Genomic DNA, 17294 nt, shown 5'->3' on the forward strand with positions numbered 1-17294 from the left:
CGCAGTTCCTGTTGCTGGAGTGGAGTCATGGTCATAGGCGTCAATCGCTTTCGCAAAATTTTGTTGCTGGTGGCTGCGGCCAGTTGGGTGGCGCTGTCCATGGCGCCGGTGCACGCTCAAGCGGCGACCAAAGCGAAAACCACCAAGTCGGCAAAAAAGACGGTGACGGCCAAGGCGGCGCCCAAGCGCACCGTGACGGCTTCCCGCAAGGCCCAGCCCGCAATGGCCAAGGCGTCGAGCCGCAAGACCGTGGCGGTGGCCAGCAAACAAAAAGGGCGTGTGAAAGTGCAGATGGCGGCGGGCAAATCCACGTCGCTGCACAAGGTGGCGGTGCAACGCAAGCCGTCTGCCACCCGCGCGGTGATGCGTGAGGCCGTGGCGCCGCGCTTGTCCGAAGGTTCGCGCCTGGGCCTGCGCGGTATGGACGATCCGCTCGAGCTCAATTCCACAGTGGCCTTGGTGATCGACCAGGAAACCAACGAAGTGCTGTTCAGCAAGAACGACGCTGCCGTGTTGCCCATTGCCTCGCTGACCAAACTCATGACCGGCCTGGTGGTGGCAGAGGCGCATCTGAACATGCAGGAGATGATCACCATCACGCAGGACGATGTGGACACTTTCAAAGGCAGCAGTTCGCGTCTGGCCGTGGGCACCACGCTCAGCCGGGGTGAGTTGATGCATCTGGCGTTGATGTCTAGCGAAAACCGCGCAGCCCACGCGCTGGGGCGGACCTATCCCGGTGGCCTTTCTGAATTCGTGCGCCTGATGAACCGGAAAGCCGTGGAGCTTGGCATGCGGGACACGCGCTATGTGGAGCCCACCGGCCTGTCCAGCTCGAACCAATCGAGCGCGCGAGACCTGGCCACCTTGGTGTCCGTGGCCTATCAGATGCCTATCCTGCGCGACCTCTCCACGTCGCCCAGCTACGAGGTAGACCTGGGCCGCCGCACGCTGCACTACAACAACTCGAATGGCTTGATCAAGAACCCGTCGTGGGACATCGGTCTCCAGAAGACCGGCTATATCTCCGAAGCGGGCCGCTGCTTGGTGATGCAGGCCAAAGTGGCTGGTCGCCAGTTGATCATGGTGTTCCTGGACGCCACGGGCAAGCTGGGTCGCATGCAGGACGCCGAGCGCGTGAGGCGTTGGGTGGAGGTGCAGACCGATGCGCGTCTTGTTGCCCGCCCGCAAGGCTGAGATTCCTCCCGGCCTTGCACCATGAAAAACGGCCCGAAAGGGCCGTTTTTCATGGTGGGGTGCTTATCGACTCGGTGCCGGAATCGGCGTCTTGGGGCAACCCAGCGCAACCGAAATTTCAGCGGCGGTAGAACGCAGCTTGGGCACCCAATTCTCATCGATGCGGTCTGCGGGCGCCGAGATGGACAATCCCGCGACCAGCTTGCTCTGGTCATCGTAGATGCCTGCCGCCATGCAGCGCACGCCGAGTTCAAGCTCTTCGTTGTCTCGCGCAATCCCTGCTTGCCGGCATTGCGTCAGCTCGCGCTCCAACGTGGCCAACTGCGTGAGGCTGTTGCGTGTATTGCCCGCCAGTCCGGTGCGCGTCGCGTACGCGCGCACACGCTGGGGCTCGTCATCGGCCAAAAACAGCTTGCCGACCGACGTCAGATGCAACGGTGCTCGACCGCCAATGGCGCGAACCACCTGCATGCCCGAGCGCTCGCTGTACGCACGCTCCACGTACACGATTTCATCGCCCTGGCGCACGCTCAGGTTGACGGGTTGCTGGATGAGTTTGTGCAGTTCCCGCATGGGCAGCAAGGCCGCATCGCGCACGCTGAGGCGCGCTTTCACCAGATTGCCCAACTCCAGCAGCCGCATGCCCAGGCGGTAGCTGCCCGCTTCTGGTCGATCGACAAAGCGGCCAATGGTCAGGTCGTTGAGGATGCGGTGTGCCGTGGAAGGATGAAGGCCGGTTTTTTCGCTGATTTCCTTCAGCGACACGGGGTCTTCGCGCGACGCCAGCACTTCCAGCAGATTGAACATGCGTTCGATGACCTGGACGGTGGGGGTGCTGGGGAGGGACTCGGAACGTTTGGTCATGGGTGCTTGAGGTTGCTCTCGATTTTACGAGATGAAATCAGCACCCTTTCGCGACAGGCGCAATAGCCTTGGCTTACGGTTGCCGCGGCGCCGCGACCCACTTGCCATCCTGCAGCAATTCATGTGGACGGAAGCTGGCCTTGTAGCTCATCTTGCTGCTCTGGTGAATCCAGTAACCCAGGTACACGTGCGGCAGTTTCAGTGCGCGCGCTTGCTCGATCTGCCACAGCACGCTGTAGGTGCCATAGCTGGCTTTTTCGTCGGGTTCGTAGAACGTATAGACCGCTGACAGACCATCGTTGAGCACGTCGACGATCGACACCATCCTGAGCTTCGGGGACTGTCCTGGCGCACCTGGCTCATGAAACTCCACCAGACGCGAATTGACACGACTTTGAAGCAGGAATTGCGTGTACTGGTCAATGCTGTCGTGGTCCATGCCACCGCCTGCGTGGCGGCTGTTCTGGTAGCGGAGGTAGAGCTGGTAGTGCTCGGGGATGAAGCACAGCTTGAGCACACGCGTCTGCAATGCGCCATGCTGCGTCCTTGAACGGCGCTGGCTGCGGCTGGGCTTGAACGTCGCCACCGGCACGCGCAAAGGCACACAGGCCTGGCAGCCGTCACAGTAGGGGCGGTAGGTGAACATGCCACTGCGGCGAAAGCCATGCGTGACCAGATCGGAGTACGCGTCGTTGTGGATCAGGTGGCTTGGCGTGGCCACCTGTGAGCGCGCCTGTCGGTCTGGCAGATAGCTGCACGGATAGGGCGCTGTGGCATAGAACTGCAGCGCCTGCAACGGGAGTTCTTTGAGGTGGGTCACGCGCGAGGACCGTCGTCAGAGAGGAGGTGTTGCCAGTATACGGGGAGGAAATTCCATGTTGGGGCAGGGCGCATCAGACCTGTGCGCACATGGCCACAGAAGTCCTCGCGGGACATCAGCTGCGCACCCAGCGATGCCAGGTGGGCGGTGTTCTGTTGGCAGTCGATCAGTGGCATGTCCTGGGCGCGGCAGAAAGCGACCAGGGCGCTCAACGCGATTTTGGAGGCATCCGTGCGGCGGCTGAACATCGACTCACCGAACACCATGCCGCCCAGGTTGACGCAGTAGAGGCCGCCTGCCAGCTCGCCGTCGAGCCAGGTTTCCACACTGTGTGCCAGCCCGGCCCGATGCATGCGGACATAGGCTTCCACCATGGCAGGCAGGATCCACGTGCCGGCCTGGCCATCGCGCGCGGTGTTGGCACAGGCGCGTATCACGCGCTCGAAATCGTGGTCAAAGCGCACCTTGAGGCGGCCTTCGCGCAACAGGCGCTGGATCGTCTTGCGCAACGAGCGGTGCAAGCGGAAGGCCGATGGCTCTAGCACCATGCGCGGGTCCGTGCTCCACCAGAGGATGGGTTGGCCGGCGCTGTACCAGGGAAAGATGCCACGCGAGTACGCCGCCACCAGGGTCGGCAAGTCGAGCACGCCACCCGCGGCCAACAGGCCGGGTGCTGGATCCGTCGCGCTCCAGGCAGTGTCCACCGGCGGAAACGCCTGCCCTGGCTCAAGCCAGGGCAGTGCTCTGTTGGGTGGGGTTTGAGACATGCTGCTATTGTGCGCGGCTGCCTCAAGTCTTCAAGATGCCGTGCGTGGGGTTTTGCGCAGAATGCTCGTGGCGAAGAACATGCCGAGCAGAATGCCCACGCCATCGGCGGCGAGATCCGCCCACTCGCCGTAGCGCCAGCCCGTGGCTGCCTGTGCGAGCTCGATGGCTGCGCCATATGCCAGCAGATACGCGCCAACGCGAAGAGGATTTTGGGGATACGACCACAGCCCCAGAAGTGCGAGCCATGCGAAGCCACAGGCGTGCTGCGCCTTGTCCCAGATGTCGAAGGCTTGCCCTGGCAGCAGGGTGACGGGCACGAGAGACGCGATCGCGAGGATGATCGTGCTGAGCCAAAAGAGAGGTTTGATCAACGACATTTGAGGTTGGGCAAAAAAGTGAAGAAAACGACGCTATAATTCGAGGCTGTTCCCTGATAGCTCAGTCGGTAGAGCGACGGACTGTTAATCCGCAGGTCCCTGGTTCGAGTCCAGGTCGGGGAGCCAGACAAACAAATGACAAAGGCCTTCTTCGGAAGGCCTTTGTCATTTGTGGTGTTCGACGTTGATTCTGACTCAATCGAACACCGGCGACTCCACACCCAGCACCTTGTGCAATTTAGGGCTGGTGGTGGTGTACTGCAGCATCACCTTCTTGTCGGGAAAGATGATGGGCGTTGAGCCGAAGGCGGCCAGCGCGCATTCGTGGAAGCCCGACAGAATGAGTTTCTTCTTCCCGGGATAGGTGTTGATGTCACCCACCGCGAAGATGCCAGGGACGCTGGTGGAGAACTTCTCGGTGTCGACCCGCAGTTGCCTGCGCTCGATGTCCAGACCCCACTCTGCAATGGGGCCGAGCCTCGGTGAGAGGCCGAAGAACACCAGCAACATGTCCACGGGCACGGTGCGCGTCTCGTCATCGGGGCCGGTGACGTTCAAGGCGCTCAGGCGGCCTGCGGTTTCCTCGAAGCCTGTGACCTGGCCCACCACAAACTGCATTTCATGGCGCTCGCACAGCTCGCGCATTCTGGCCACGCTGGCTGGCGCTGCCTGAAATCCGTCGCGACGGTGGATCAATGTGACGCTTTTGGCGCGGTGCGCGCCGTCGCCTGCGAAGTTCAGCGACCAGTCGAGCGCGGAGTCTCCGCCACCGATGATGACCAGGTGTTGGCCCGCCAAGCGGCCTGGTTCTTTCACGCTGTAGAACAGCTGGGTGTCATTGAATTTTTCCAGCCCATCGACTTTGAGCAGCCGTGGCTGGAACGCCCCGACGCCGGCGGCAATGAAGATGGTCTTGGTCAGAAACCGGGTGCCCTTCGACGTGGCCACAAGGAAGCGGCCATCGTCTTGCGGTTGCACGGTGGTGACTTCCTGGCCCAGATGGAAGGTGGCGCCAAACGGCTTGATCTGCTCGAGCAGTCGATCCGCAAGTTCCTTGCCCGTGCACACCGTGATCGCCGGTATGTCATAGATGGGCTTGTCGGGATACAGCTCGACCGGCTGGCCACCGGGGTAGGCGAGCGAATCGATCACGTGCGCCTTGATCTCGAGAAGGCCCAGTTCAAAAACCTGAAACAGGCCGACCGGGCCGGCGCCCACAATGACGGCATCGGTTTCGATGGGGCCGTCGGATGGTTTTGCGAGGGTCATGCCTTGGAGCTTAACGCCGCCGGCCGCGTCGCGGCAGGCGGTATCAGCGAACCAGCTCCGAGAGCTTATCGCCGCGGTCTTTCCAGTCGTCGGCATCGGGCAGCGCGTCCTTGCGCTTGGTGATGCTTTTCCAGCTCGACAGGCGTGCCAGCTCGGCGTTGAGCCCGATCATGTGTTGCTGGTCTTTCGGCAGATCTTCCTCCGCGTAAATCGCGCTAACGGGGCACTCGGGGATGCACACGGCGCAGTCGATGCACTCATCCGGGTCGATGGTCAGGAAGTTGGGGCCTTCACGGAAACAGTCCACGGGACAGACGTCCACACAATCGGTGTATTTGCAGCGGATGCAGGCTTCGGTGACAACGTGGGTCATGGTGATGATGGGAATCGGTAGAACCCCGGATTTTAGGGTTTCCCTGAGCCCGCGCAGGGCACAAGTCCCTTGGCGGGGTACGCGTTAAGGAGATATGGTTTTTAGAGCACCAGCAGCGCGCCCGACGTGCGATGGCTCGCGGTGTCGACCAGGACGAGCGAACCGAGGGTGCGCGAGCGCTCGAAAGGCAACGTGGCCAAGGGCTCCTGCAGCGTCAGCTCGATGTGGCCGATGGCGTTGGACCCGAGTTGGGTGGCGTCTTCCTCGGCCAGCGTGTGGATGTCGAGGCGGTGCACGATGCGTTTGATCTTGGCCTTGACCCAGCGGTGACCGTGAAGGGCCCAGTACACGCGGCCGGGCACCAGGGTTTCATCGTCGAGCCAGGCCACCGTGGCGCGGATCTCGCGGCTGCCCGCCAGCGTCTCTTTGGCGTTGTCGTCCTCGACGGCTAGCAGCCAGTCGCCACGGGAGACGTCGACCTCGCGGTCGAGCACGATGCCGGCACTGTGGCCCGCCGTGACGGATTGGGGATGGCGCACGTGGTTGAGCACTTGTGCAACGACCGCAGTCTGCCCGTTGGGCATGATGCGCACCGACTGCCCGGGTTGCACGTCACCCGTGGCCACGCGACCCCAGAAGACGCGGCGACCTTGCGAGGTATCGGACGAGCTGCTGAACTTTTCCACCCACTGCACCGCAAAGGCGAAAGGCAGCGTGCTGTCGGCAGGCGTCACGGGCAGGCCTTCCAGAATTTCCAGCAGCGTGGGGCCCGTGTAGCCGCACCAGCCGGCTTGCTCGCTGGCGTCCACCACGTTCCAGCCCTTGAGGGCCGAGACGGGCACGACGGCCGTGACGGGAATGCCCGCCTGCGCCGCGAACGCGCGCAGCGCGTCCGCAATGTGGCGGAAGGCGGTGGCGCTGTCGTCGACCGCATCGAGCTTGTTGACCGCAAACACCACCGAGGGCACGCGCAGCAGCTTGAGCAAGAGGCTGTGGCGCCGTGTCTGGGGCAGCAGTTGCAGGGCCGCATCGGCCCAGTTCAGCTTGGTCGCGTCGACCAGCACCACGGCTGCGTCGGCGCTGGACGCGGCCGTCACCATGTTGCGCGTGTACTGCTCATGGCCAGGGGCGTCACCAATGATGAACTTGCGCGCTTCGGTGCTGAAGTAGCGGTAGGCCACATCGATGGTGATGCCTTGTTCGCGCTCGGCGGACAGGCCGTCGGTCAGCAGAGCCAGATCGGTCTGGCCGTGGCGCTGCACGCCGGCCAGGTGGTCTTGCAACACGGCCTTGCTGTCGACCAGCAGGCGGCCGATCAACGTGCTTTTGCCATCGTCCACGCTGCCGCAGGTGATGAGGCGCAAGGCGGAGCGGGTGTCCTGGGCGGTGGAGGCGAGTTCAACTGTGTTCATGGCAATGGAATCCGTGAGAGATATCGACTTCAGGAGGTGGCGCGGCGAGGGGGTTAGAAATACCCATCTTTCTTGCGCTTCTCCATCGAAGCGTCGGACGTCTTGTCGTCCATGCGCGTGGCGCCGCGCTCGCTGACTTCGGCGGCGAGGGTTTCGATGACGATGTCATCGGCCGTCGCGGCCAGACTCTCCACAGGGCAGGTGCAGGTGATGTCGCCCACGGTGCGGAAGCGCACGTCGCGCACTTGCACGGTCTCGCCGTCGCGCGGCGGGGTGAGCTCGGTCACCGGCACGAGCAGGCCGCGGCGGTCCACCACTTCGCGTTGGTGGGTGTAGTAGATCGAGGGCAGTGCGATGTTTTCGCGCGCGATGTACTGCCACACGTCGAGCTCGGTCCAGTTGCTGATGGGGAACACACGGAAGTGCTCGCCCTGGTGCAGCCGGGTGTTGAACAGCGTCCAGAGTTCGGGACGCTGGGCCTTGGGTTGCCATTGGCCGAAGCTGTCGCGGTGGCTGAAGATGCGCTCTTTCGCGCGCGCCTTTTCTTCGTCGCGCCGCGCGCCGCCAATCAGGGCGTCGAAGCGGAACTCTTCAATGGCTTCGAGCAGCGTGACCGACTGGTGCACGTTGCGGCTCTCACCGGGGTGTGCCAGGCGCACGGTACCGCGGGCCATCGAATCCTCGACGTTGCGCACGATCAGCTCGGCGCCGAGTTCCTTGGCGCGCTGATCGCGGAATTCGGTCACTTCAGGGAAGTTGTGGCCGGTGTCGATCATCAGCAACGGGTAGGGGATGCGGCCGGCGCCAAAGGCCTTCTCGGCGCACTTGAGCATCACCAGCGAGTCCTTGCCGCCGGAGAACAGCAGCGCGGGGCGTTCGAACGCGGCAGCCACTTCGCGCAGGATGAAGATGGTTTCTTCTTCCAGTGCATCCAGGTGGGCATTGCTCAGGTGGTGATCGTTGGCGTGTTGCAGAGCGGTCTGGATCACGGCGGTTTCGGTGCGGGCGTTCATGAGGGGGTCCGTTCGAGAGACGACACGAGAGGTTCGGTGGCGGGCTGCACATGCAGTCCGCATTCCTTGGCGCTTTCCTGCTCCCACCACCAGCGGCCGGCGCGGAAGTCCTCGCCGACGCTGATGGCGCGGGTGCAGGGCGCGCAGCCGATGCTGGGAAAGAACTGGTCGTGCAGCGCGTTGTAGTCGAGATGGTGTTGGGCGATGAAGTGCCAGACATCACCCCAGGTCCACTCGACGATGGGGCTGATCTTGATGCGTTGTGGCTCCTGCACGACCTCTCCGACGTCGGCGCGCGCGTTGGATTGCTCGCGGCGCAGGCCGGTGATCCAGCCGTCCTGGCCAGCCAGGGCACGGGCCAGGGGTTCCATCTTGCGGATGTCGCAGCAGGCCTTGCGCAGGTCGATGCTCTGGTACATCGCCTCTTCGCCGTTCTTGCGCACGAACTGGATGACCGATTCCTGCTTGGGGCGGAACACCTGCACGCTGATGCCGTAGCGCTGCTCGATCTTCGGGATCAGCGCCAGCGTTTCGGTGTGCAGCTTGCCCGTTTCCAGCACAAAGACGCTGGCATCGATGCGGGCCAGATGCATCAGGTGCGTGACCACCATGTCTTCAGCGCCCAGGCTCGATGCCTGGGTGAGCTTCGGGTGGCTGGCGGCCGTTTCGCGCAGCAGTTCGATGCTGCGCTCGACCTTGGCCGCAAAGTCGGCCGAGGGGCGGTTGTAGAGGGCGATAGCGGTCATGGCGGTGGCTTTGAGACGCTCAGGCTGCTTCAGCGAAATGCGGTGCGGTATGCACCGCGTCGCCTTGGTAGAACGCGGGGTAGTGGGCCAACAGCGCCTGGCCGTGAGCCAGGTCCTGGTCGGCGCGCAGCACGGCCTGGGAGAAGCCGCTGCGCTGCATTTGCACAAGCTGGTCGATCAGCACGTCGCCGGTGGCGCGAATCTCGCCGGTGAAGCCCAGGCGGCGGCGCAGCAGGAAGGCCTGGCTGAAGGCCCGGCCGTCGCTGAACTTGGGGAAATTCAGCTCGATGGCGGTGATGCCGTCGAGCTGGGCTTCGCGGGGATCCGCGTCGTTCGCGATCGAGAGGCGTTGCGCCTCGGACTCGGTGGCCACGAAGGTGTCGGCGCGGAAGAGTTGAAGGTTCTGGCTCATGCGTCTGTCCTCAGGCGGTGGCACGGGCCGTGCTCGTGCGCACCGCGTTGGCGGCGGTTTTGAAGGGGTCGGCGCCGGTGCGGCGCAACGTGGCGACGAAGGTTTCGCCGTCCGTGCGCTGCTCGCGGTAGGTGTCCAGCAGGGCTTCGACGACGTCGGGCACTTCGCTGGCGGCGAACGAGGGGCCGATCACCTTGCCTGGCGTGGCTTCGCCAGACAAGCGCGAGCCGTCCGAGCCGCCGAGCGTGATCTGGTACCACTCCTTGCCGTCCTTGTCGACGCCCAGGATGCCGATGTGTCCGCTGTGGTGGTGGCCGCAGGAGTTGATGCAACCGCTCATGTGGAGGTCGATCTCGCCCAGGTCGTACAACTCGTCGAGGTCCTTGTAGCGACCCAGGATGGCTTGGGCCAGCGGCAGCGAGCGCGCGTTGGCGAGGTCGCAGAAGTCGCCACCGGGGCAGACGATCATGTCGGTGAGCAGGCCGATGTTGGGCTTGGCCAAGCCGAGCCGGCGCGCCTCGCGCCAGAGCTCGGGCAACTGGTCGCAACGCACCCAGGGCAGCAGCAGGTTCTGCTCGTGCGTCACGCGGGCTTCACCGGCGGAGAAGCGCTCGGCCAGATCGGCCGCGCGCTCGAGCTGCTCGGCCGAAGCGTCGCCAGGAGCCTGGCCGAAACGCTTGAACGACAGCGTGACCGCGCGCAGGTCGGGGTTCTTGTGCGGCTTCACGTTCTGCTGCAGCCAGCGGCTGAATTCCAGATCGTCTTCGGCCGCGGCCTTGAGGATGTGCGCGATCTTGGCGTCAGCACTCTTGCGGTCGCAATTGAGTTGGGGCGCCACGAAGAAGGCGCTCACGCGGTCGAGTTCGGCCTGGCTGATGGTGTGGGGCGCGCCGTCTTTTTCGATGATGTCGCGGTACTCGGCTTCCACCTGGTCGGTGAACGCCTGGCCTTCGGCTTTCACAAGAATCTTGATGCGTGCCTTGTAGATGTTGTCGCGGCGGCCGAAGCGGTTGTAGGCGCGCACCACGGCTTCGAGGTAGTTGAGGAGCTGGTTCCAGGGCAGGAACTCGCGGATCACCGTGCCGATGATGGGCGTGCGGCCCATGCCACCACCCACGCGCACCTGAAAACCCAGGTCGCCATCGACGTTGCGCAGCACGCGCAGGCCCACGTCGTGCCAGGGGGTTGCGGCGCGGTCTTCGCGCGCACCCGTGATGGCTACCTTGAACTTGCGGGGAAGGAAGGCGAACTCGGGGTGCAGCGTGCTCCACTGGCGCAGGATTTCAGCGAAGGGGCGCGGGTCGGCCACTTCGTCGACCGCGATACCGGCCAGCGCGTCGGTGGTGACGTTGCGGATGCAGTTGCCGCTGGTCTGGATGCCGTGCAGGCCCACGCTGGCGAGCAGGTCCATGGCGTCGGCCGAGCGCGAGAGCGGAATCCAGTTGTATTGGACGTTGTGGCGTGTGGTGAAGTGACCGCAGCGATCGGGCAGGGTGGGCACTTCGGCCAGGCCCGCATTCGCTTTGGAAACGTCGTTGTCTTCCTTGTGATCGAAATCGCGCGCGAGTCGGGCCAGCACGCGCAACTGCGGGCTGGAGAGTTCGCCGTAGGGCACGGCCACGCGCAGCATGGGCGCGAAACGTTGCACGTACCAGCCGTTCTGCAGGCGCAGCGGCTTGAATTCGTCGTCGCCCAGGGTGCCGGCCTGCCAGCGGGTGAGCTGGTCGCGGTACTGGGCGGCGCGCAGGTGCACGAACTGGCGGTCAAAGTCGGAATATTGGTACATCGTCTTCGTGGGTCGTCAGAAATCAAAAGGCAATCAGCTTCGTGCCGGCGTAGGCCAGCAAGACGGAGAGCGCGGAACGCACCAGGCGTTCGGGCGTGTGGCGCATGAGGCGCGTGCCCAGCCAGATGCCGGGCAGCGAGCCGGCCAGCAGCTTGGCCAGCAGCGGCCAGTCCACCGAGCCCAGGCTGGCGTGGCCCAGGCCGGCGACCAGGGTGAGCGGCACGGCGTAGGCGATGTCGGCGGCCACGATGCGCGGCAGCGGCAGCAAGGGAAACAGCAACAGCAGCACCGACACGCCGATGGCGCCAGCGCCGACCGAGGTGAGCGTGACCAGGGTGCCGATGACCGCGCCGAACAGCACCGGCAGGCTCCAGTGGCGTGCGCGCGTGGCAACGGCCAGTTGGCCCTCGGGCAGGTGGCGCGGCACCTGTTTGCCGTGAACGGCCTTGTAGAGCATGGCAGCTGCGGTGAGCAGCAGGGCCACGCCCAGGGTGTTGGTCATGAGCGACTGGACGACCGGGCTGGCCGGACCCAGGTGGCGCAGCAGGAGCAGCGTCAACACCGCAGCCGGAAGGCTGCCGGCGCTGAGTTGGCCCACCACGCGCCAGGGCACCAGCTTTTGCCGCGCAAGGCTGGCTGTGCCGCCCATCTTGGTGAAGGCGGCGAACAGCAGGTCGGTGCCCACGGCAAGGTAGGGTTTGACGCCGAAAAAGAAGATCAGGATGGGCGTCATGAGCGAACCGCCACCCACACCCGTGAGACCCACGATGAGTCCCACAGCAAATCCGGCCAGGATGATGGCGATGTCAGGCATGGGCGGAACTGTAGAGACGCATTCATATATCCCAAACGATTTTTTGCTCATGCACATATGCCCGAACTGGAATATGCAAGGCGGCATGTGCCTGTTCGTACGGGAAATCCACCTTTGTCGCTCCAATCCATTCGGCACATCGATGTGGCGGACGTAACATCCGCGCCATGCACAAGCAGCGCATTCTGGTCAGCGTGGTGGGGTTTTCCGATGTCGAGCGGCATGCGCTCAACACCATCTTTCGCCTGTCCCAGGAGCGCGAGCTGACTTATGCGCCGTGGGTGCCGTTGCTGGCGCCCGGGACGTCGTTGCCCACCAACGTTGCGCAAGTCGCGCTGGTGGACGGCGAAAGCCTGGAGGCGGTGCTGTCCCATGCCAAGGAGATGCCGCCCGGTCAGCGCCTGATCTGGGTGGGTACGGATGCGCCCGAGCACGCCTGGCGCGTGCTGCACCGGCCCATCGACTGGGCGGCCGTCCTGCACGACCTGGACGCGGTGTTCGCCGCGCACCAGGTGGACTCGGGCCTGCTTGATCTGGATGTGACGGCGCCAGCGCCGCTGGATTTCGAATTGGACAGCGTGAGCGAACCGAACGACGCGGTTCGCCGGGCGGTGGTGGTCGGCACCGACGAGCACGAAGGCACTTACCTGCGCACGCGTCTGGCGCTGGCCGGGGTGGCGCATGTGGACGAGGTGACGGACGCGGCACTGGCGCTCGAGCTCATGAAGCGCTATCGCTATGTGTGCGGCGTGTTCAACCTGGACGATCACCGTATCGATGTGTGGGCGTTGATGCGCCATTTCGTCGCCCGCTATCCGCAGGCGTTGACCCTGGCCACGACCGAACTGGCCGGTCCGTTGGCCGGCTGGTGGCGCCGCCGGCGCGTGCGGCGTGATGTGCATCGCCTCGGCATTGCCGCGTTGCTGGAGCGACCGTTTCAGCCCAGCGAAGTCTCGAAGTGGATGGACTTGATCTAGGGTTGTTGCCGGCGCGCCTGCTTCCAGGCAAACCGTGCGGGATCGATGGCCCGCAGCAGATCGGCCTCGTCGTCTGACGCCCCCTCGCCATCCATGGCGGCGGCCAGGCGGCTCGCGCACCAGGGCGCCAGCGAGATGCCACGCGATCCCAGAGCGCTCAACATGAAAAGACCGGTATGGCGCGGTGTGTCCGCGAGGGGCACGCGTCCGCGCCGTGGTCCGGCTTGCGCCATGAGCATGCGCAAGGCGTCGCCATCGGGCACGGCACCGACCAGGGGCAATCGGTCCAGCGAGGCGCAGCGCACCTGGGCCCAGCCCAGCAAGTGCCCCTCAGCCCACGCGTCGCGCAGGCCCGATGCGGCGGGCGCGCAGAAGGTCTCCAGGCTGGCGGCGTTGCGCTCATGCGCCTGTTCGCTCAGGTGGGTGCTGTTCTCGCCGCGTTCGTAGGTGGAGCCCATGGCCCAGATGCGCGCCGGCCATTGCGGCGGCAGCCCATCGTCTTCGTAGCACGGCACGAAGACGCCGTCATCGCGTTGCGGGCGTGCGGCAGTGGGCTCGCCCTGGAGTTCGCCCAGGCTCATCTGCCCTTTGACAGGGCGCAAGGGCAGGGTGTCGGCGTCCATCAACCCCGAAGCGTCCGTGAGCAGGGCGTGGCTGCCGAAAGCACTCGCCACCACCACCACCGGTGCTTCTGCCACGCAGTCGCCGTTCGCGTCCAGCGCTTGCCAGGTGTTGGCGTTGTGCGCGAGCCGGTGCACGGGCGCATGCCATCGGCACGCCAGCGCGCCCAGGCCTGTCGCTTCCGCCAGCCAGGCTTGCACCAGGGCAGCGGGGCGCACCAGCGCGGCCCGCCAGCGACCAGGGTTGTGCCCGTGGTTGTCGACCTCACAGGCTTGCCAGCCGTGCCCTTGTGGCACGAGGCGTTGCAGTTCGGCCAGCGTGGTCGTCACACCGAGCGCGGTCAGCCGAGACATCGGCGTGGGTGCGCGCGTGACGTGCGGGCTCAGCATGCCCACGGGGATCGCCGAAGCGCCCTGGGCGGGGCCGCTGGCGGCATCCACCAGCGTGAGTTGCCAGCGGCGCCGCGCGAGGGCCGCGCATACGGCGGCGCCCGCCAGGCCGGCGCCGATCACCAGCGCTTGGCGGGCTGGGGGCTGGGACACGAAGCGCTTATTGGCCGTCGGCAGGCGGAGGCACGAAGCCGGCGGCGGCGTCCGCGCCTTCGCCAAAGAAATGCTTTTCCATCTGGCGCGCCAGGTACTGGCGGGCGCGGGCATCGGCCAGGTTCAGGCGGTTTTCGTTGAGGAGCATGGTCTGGTGCTTGAGCCAGCCGGCCCAGGCTTCCTTGCTGACGTTCTCATACAGGCGCTTGCCCATTTCGCCGGGGTAGGGGGGGAAGTCCAGGCCTTCGGCTTCCTTGCCGAGCTTGATGCAATGAACGGTGCGTGCCATGGTGAATTCCTTGGGTGGGGTTAGATGGTTTGGTTATAACGAACTGAAGAAATTATTCGTTCCCGAGCCAGTCGATCGTGGGCATGATCGGGGCTCTTTGTTCGTCGGCGCAGTTCGCCGGTGGCAAGCGCGGGGCCTAGGCGCCCGGGCAGGCCGTCACTGTAGCAAGGTTTCGGTGCCCGCTCCGCCCGTGGGGCTTGCCGATCACCCCGCCAGCCGCCGGGCCAACCCGATTTTTTACAATACGGGGTTTGCCCCCATCAGGATCTTTCATGAGTGCATTTCTGGAAGAGCGCGTGCTCAGCGTTCATCACTGGACCGACCGGCTGTTCAGCTTCACGACCACGCGCGACACCGCGCTGCGGTTTTCCAATGGCCACTTCACCATGATCGGCCTGCGCGTCAACGACAAGCCGCTGCTGCGCGCCTACAGCATCGTCAGCCCGAACTGGGCCGACCACCTCGAATTCCTCAGCATCAAGGTGCAAGACGGTCCGCTGACTTCGCGCCTGCAGCACATCCAGGTGGGTGACACCCTCGTCGTGGGTCGCAAGCCCACCGGCACGCTGTTGATCGACTACCTCTTGCCGGCCAAGCGCCTGTACCTGCTGGGCACGGGCACCGGTCTCGCGCCGTTCCTGAGCGTCATTCGCGACCCGGAAACCTACGAGCGTTTCGAACAGGTGGTGCTGGTCCATGGCGTGCGCCACGTCAAGGAACTGGCCTATCGCGAACTGATCTCCGAGCAGCTCCGGCACGACGAATTCCTGGGTGACGCGGTGAAACAGAAGCTGCTGTACTACCCCACGGTCACGCGCGAGCCGTTCATGCACCAGGGCCGCATTCCGCAGTTGCTGGGCGATGGCGTGATCGCCAAGGACCTGGGCATTCCCCAACTCAATCCGGCCGAAGACCGCGTGATGATCTGCGGCAGCCCCGAGATGCTGCGCGACCTCAAGGCCTTGTGCGAGAAGCGCGGCTTCAAGGAAGGCAACACGACCACGCCAGGCGATTTCGTCATCGAGCGCGCGTTCGTGAGCTGAAGCGGGGAACTTGCGGCAGACTGGCGGGCTCATTGCTCTGTCCCGCCCGGCGGCCGCTTTTTCTTCTCTTCAGGACTTCCCTTGATCGCCATCCCCTCCCCAGGCCAACCCTCGCCCTTGACGAACCACCCGCGCCGCATCCTCGGTGTGGTGGCGCTGGCCTGTGTCACCATGCTGGCTTTTGGCATGTACTTGCAGCACGTCGTGGGCCTGGAGCCTTGCCCGATGTGCATCGTGCAACGTTACGCCCTGGTATTGGTGGCGGTGGTGGCCGGTATCACGGCGCTGTTCAAGCCGCGTACCGCGCGCTATGGCGGTGTGGCGCTGATGGGGCTGCTGGCGGTGTTCGGCGCGTTCACCGCGGCGCGCCAGAGCTGGCTGCAATGGAACCCACCCGAGATCATGAGTTGCGGGCGCGACTTCTTCGGCATGATCGAAGCCTTCCCGCTGCGCCGCGCCATTCCGATGATCTTCCGCGGCAGCGGCGATTGTTCGGTGATCGACTGGACTTTCCTCGGCCTGTCGATCGCGAACTGGTCCTTCCTGTGCTTCTCGGCGATCGCCCTGTTGGCCATCGCACTCTGGGTGAAGCGCCCCGCCGCCTGACGCGACGCGGGTCCCTGGCCCTCAGTTGAGCTTTTTCACCAGCACCTGGCTCTTGCGGTCCCAGTTGTACTTGCGTTTGCGCGCCTCGGGCAGCCAGTCGGCGCTGACCTGAACAAAGCCGCGTTTGATGAACCAGTGCATCGTGCGCGTGGTGAGCACGAAGATGCTCTGCAGACCTTGCGCCTTGGCGCGCGCTTCGATGCGCTTGAGCAGCCGCTCGCCATCGCCCTGGCTCTGCGTGTCGGGTGACACGGTGAGCGCGGCCATCTCGCCGGTGCGGGCTTCGGGGTAGGGGTAGAGGGCGGCGCAGCCGAACATCACGCCGTCGTGCTCGATGATGGTGTAGTTGCCGGCATCGCGTTCGATCTCGTTGCGGTCGCGCTTGACCAGAGTGCCGTCCTTCTCGAACGGTTCGATCAGCGCCACGATGCCGCTCACGTCGTCGATGGTGGCTTCGCGCACGCTCTCCAGTTTTTCGTCCACCACCATGGTGCCGATGCCGTCGTGGGTGTAGATCTCCAGCAGCAGCGCACCGTCCACCGAAAACGGCAGGATGTGGCTGCGGTCCACGCCACCTTCGCAGGCGCGGATGCAGTGCCGCAGATAAAACGCGGGGTCGGTGGGTTGGGTGGCGGCCGGCAGCGCGGCGAGCATTTTCTTGGCGTCGGCCAGCGGCAACTCGGTGTCGATGTCGCTTTCGGGATCGTCCTGGTCCACGCGGATGCCGGGCACTTCGGTCAGGAACATCAGCTTGTCGGCCTGCAGTGCCACTGCGACCGAGGTGGCCACGTCTTCCATCTGCAGATTGAAAGCCTCGCCGGTGGGGGAAAAACCGAAGGGCGAGAGCAGCACCATTGCGCCCATGTCGAGCGTGCGCTGAATGCCTTCGGTATCGACCTTGCGCACCAGGCCCGAGTGCTGGAAGTCCACGCCGTCGATGAGGCCCACGGGCCGCGCGGTGATGAAATTGCCCGAGATCACGCGCACCGTCGCGCCGGCCATGGGCGTGTTGGGCAGGCCCTGGCTGAAGGCGGCTTCGATCTCGTAGCGCAACTGACCGGCCGCTTCCTGCGCGCAGTCCAGCGCCACCGAGTCGGTGATGCGCATGCCGTGCGAGTACTTGGCTTCGTGCCCCTTGAGGCGCAATTGCTCGTTCACCTGCGGGCGAAACCCGTGCACCAGCACGATCTCCACACCCATGCTCTGGATGAGCGCCAGGTCCTGCGCCAGCTTCTCGAGCTTGCCGGCCGCGATGGCTTCACCTGCGATGCCCACCACCAGCGTGTTGTGGCGGTGTTTGTGGATGTAGGGTGCGACCGAGCGGAACCAGGGAACGAAGGTGAAGTTGAAGACGTTGGACATGTG

Annotated in this window: 19 protein-coding genes and 1 tRNA gene; 5 read left to right on the plus strand and 15 right to left on the minus strand. The window is 64.7% G+C overall.

Translation table 11 applies throughout. The features are described 5' to 3' along the window. Positions 1 to 27 precede the first annotated feature (27 nt). Positions 28 to 1197, plus strand: a complete 1170-nt coding sequence (locus FFS09_RS06360) for a serine hydrolase (protein ID WP_252374258.1) — start codon at positions 28 to 30, stop codon at positions 1195 to 1197. A 63-nt stretch (positions 1198 to 1260) separates the two neighbouring features. Here FFS09_RS06360 and FFS09_RS06365 read toward each other — a convergent pair whose 3' ends face one another. The 4 genes from FFS09_RS06365 to FFS09_RS06380 form a co-directional block, all read right to left on the minus strand. Continuing rightward, positions 1261 to 2061, minus strand: a complete 801-nt coding sequence (locus tag FFS09_RS06365) for an IclR family transcriptional regulator (protein WP_137918022.1) — start codon at positions 2059 to 2061, stop codon at positions 1261 to 1263. 73 nt (positions 2062 to 2134) lie between these two features. Beyond that, positions 2135 to 2881: an arginyltransferase gene (locus FFS09_RS06370; RefSeq protein ID WP_137918023.1), complete on the minus strand. Its 747-nt coding sequence runs from the start codon at positions 2879 to 2881 to the stop codon at positions 2135 to 2137. Further along, the gene (gene aat, locus FFS09_RS06375; protein ID WP_137918024.1) at positions 2878 to 3648 is read right to left on the minus strand and encodes a leucyl/phenylalanyl-tRNA--protein transferase; all 771 of its coding nucleotides are present in this window, start codon (positions 3646 to 3648) and stop codon (positions 2878 to 2880) included. Before aat ends, FFS09_RS06370 begins: the two co-directional genes overlap by 4 nt. Before the next feature lie 30 nt (positions 3649 to 3678). Next, on the minus strand, positions 3679 to 4026 hold the full coding sequence (locus tag FFS09_RS06380) for a VanZ family protein (RefSeq protein WP_137918025.1): 348 nt from the start codon (positions 4024 to 4026) through the stop codon (positions 3679 to 3681). 50 nt (positions 4027 to 4076) lie between these two features. Between FFS09_RS06380 and FFS09_RS06385 the strand changes: the two genes are divergently transcribed. Further along, positions 4077 to 4152 (plus strand) — tRNA-Asn (locus FFS09_RS06385). 69 nt (positions 4153 to 4221) lie between these two features. On the opposite strand, the gene FFS09_RS06390 is transcribed toward FFS09_RS06385, so the two are convergent. From FFS09_RS06390 to FFS09_RS06425, 8 genes are all read right to left on the minus strand, one after another. Beyond that, positions 4222 to 5295, minus strand: coding sequence for an NAD(P)/FAD-dependent oxidoreductase (locus tag FFS09_RS06390; RefSeq protein ID WP_137918026.1), 1074 nt, complete (start codon positions 5293 to 5295; stop codon positions 4222 to 4224). 43 nt (positions 5296 to 5338) lie between these two features. After that, on the minus strand, positions 5339 to 5668 hold the full coding sequence (fdxA, locus tag FFS09_RS06395) for a ferredoxin FdxA (RefSeq protein ID WP_137918027.1): 330 nt from the start codon (positions 5666 to 5668) through the stop codon (positions 5339 to 5341). Between the two features lie 101 nt (positions 5669 to 5769). Further along, the gene (locus FFS09_RS06400; RefSeq protein WP_137918028.1) at positions 5770 to 7080 is read right to left on the minus strand and encodes a sulfate adenylyltransferase subunit 1; all 1311 of its coding nucleotides are present in this window, start codon (positions 7078 to 7080) and stop codon (positions 5770 to 5772) included. A gap of 53 nt (positions 7081 to 7133) precedes the next feature. After that, positions 7134 to 8093 (minus strand): sulfate adenylyltransferase subunit CysD, encoded by a 960-nt coding sequence (cysD, locus tag FFS09_RS06405; protein ID WP_137918029.1) that lies wholly within the window; start codon positions 8091 to 8093, stop codon positions 7134 to 7136. Continuing rightward, on the minus strand, positions 8090 to 8839 hold the full coding sequence (locus FFS09_RS06410; protein ID WP_137918030.1) for a phosphoadenylyl-sulfate reductase: 750 nt from the start codon (positions 8837 to 8839) through the stop codon (positions 8090 to 8092). The genes cysD and FFS09_RS06410 overlap by 4 nt, the downstream gene beginning before the upstream one ends. Positions 8840 to 8858: 19 nt before the next feature. Beyond that, a complete protein-coding gene (locus FFS09_RS06415) occupies positions 8859 to 9251 on the minus strand; it encodes a DUF934 domain-containing protein (RefSeq protein WP_137918031.1) in 393 nt (130 codons plus the stop codon). Between the two features lie 10 nt (positions 9252 to 9261). After that, positions 9262 to 11037, minus strand: a complete 1776-nt coding sequence (locus tag FFS09_RS06420) for a nitrite/sulfite reductase (RefSeq protein WP_137918032.1) — start codon at positions 11035 to 11037, stop codon at positions 9262 to 9264. Between the two features lie 22 nt (positions 11038 to 11059). Next, a complete protein-coding gene (locus tag FFS09_RS06425; protein ID WP_137918033.1) occupies positions 11060 to 11851 on the minus strand; it encodes a sulfite exporter TauE/SafE family protein in 792 nt (263 codons plus the stop codon). Positions 11852 to 12018: 167 nt separating this feature from the next. Between FFS09_RS06425 and FFS09_RS06430 the strand changes: the two genes are divergently transcribed. Continuing rightward, on the plus strand, positions 12019 to 12828 hold the full coding sequence (locus FFS09_RS06430) for a hypothetical protein (RefSeq protein WP_137918034.1): 810 nt from the start codon (positions 12019 to 12021) through the stop codon (positions 12826 to 12828). On the opposite strand, the gene FFS09_RS06435 is transcribed toward FFS09_RS06430, so the two are convergent. Together FFS09_RS06435 and FFS09_RS06440 are read right to left on the minus strand one after the other, a co-directional pair. Further along, complete coding sequence (locus FFS09_RS06435) at positions 12825 to 13991, minus strand: FAD-dependent oxidoreductase (protein WP_212745059.1); 1167 nt, start codon at positions 13989 to 13991, stop codon at positions 12825 to 12827. The two genes, FFS09_RS06430 and FFS09_RS06435, sit on opposite strands and share 4 nt — an antisense overlap. Positions 13992 to 13998: 7 nt before the next feature. After that, entirely contained in the window at positions 13999 to 14280 is a 282-nt protein-coding gene (locus FFS09_RS06440) for an oxidative damage protection protein (RefSeq protein WP_137918036.1), read from the minus strand. Positions 14281 to 14552: 272 nt separating this feature from the next. On the opposite strand from FFS09_RS06440, the gene FFS09_RS06445 reads away from it, so the two are divergent. Together FFS09_RS06445 and FFS09_RS06450 are read left to right on the plus strand one after the other, a co-directional pair. After that, positions 14553 to 15323, plus strand: a complete 771-nt coding sequence (locus FFS09_RS06445; protein WP_137918037.1) for a ferredoxin--NADP reductase — start codon at positions 14553 to 14555, stop codon at positions 15321 to 15323. 90 nt (positions 15324 to 15413) lie between these two features. After that, on the plus strand, positions 15414 to 15929 hold the full coding sequence (locus FFS09_RS06450; protein WP_252374264.1) for a disulfide bond formation protein B: 516 nt from the start codon (positions 15414 to 15416) through the stop codon (positions 15927 to 15929). Between the two features lie 21 nt (positions 15930 to 15950). On the opposite strand, the gene argA is transcribed toward FFS09_RS06450, so the two are convergent. Beyond that, entirely contained in the window at positions 15951 to 17291 is a 1341-nt protein-coding gene (gene argA, locus FFS09_RS06455) for an amino-acid N-acetyltransferase (RefSeq protein ID WP_137918038.1), read from the minus strand. Between the last annotated feature and the right edge of the window lie 3 nt (positions 17292 to 17294).

Origin of the sequence: Hydrogenophaga sp. 2FB, from assembly GCF_005503365.1 — a bacterium.
Lineage (GTDB): Bacteria > Pseudomonadota > Gammaproteobacteria > Burkholderiales > Burkholderiaceae_C > Hydrogenophaga.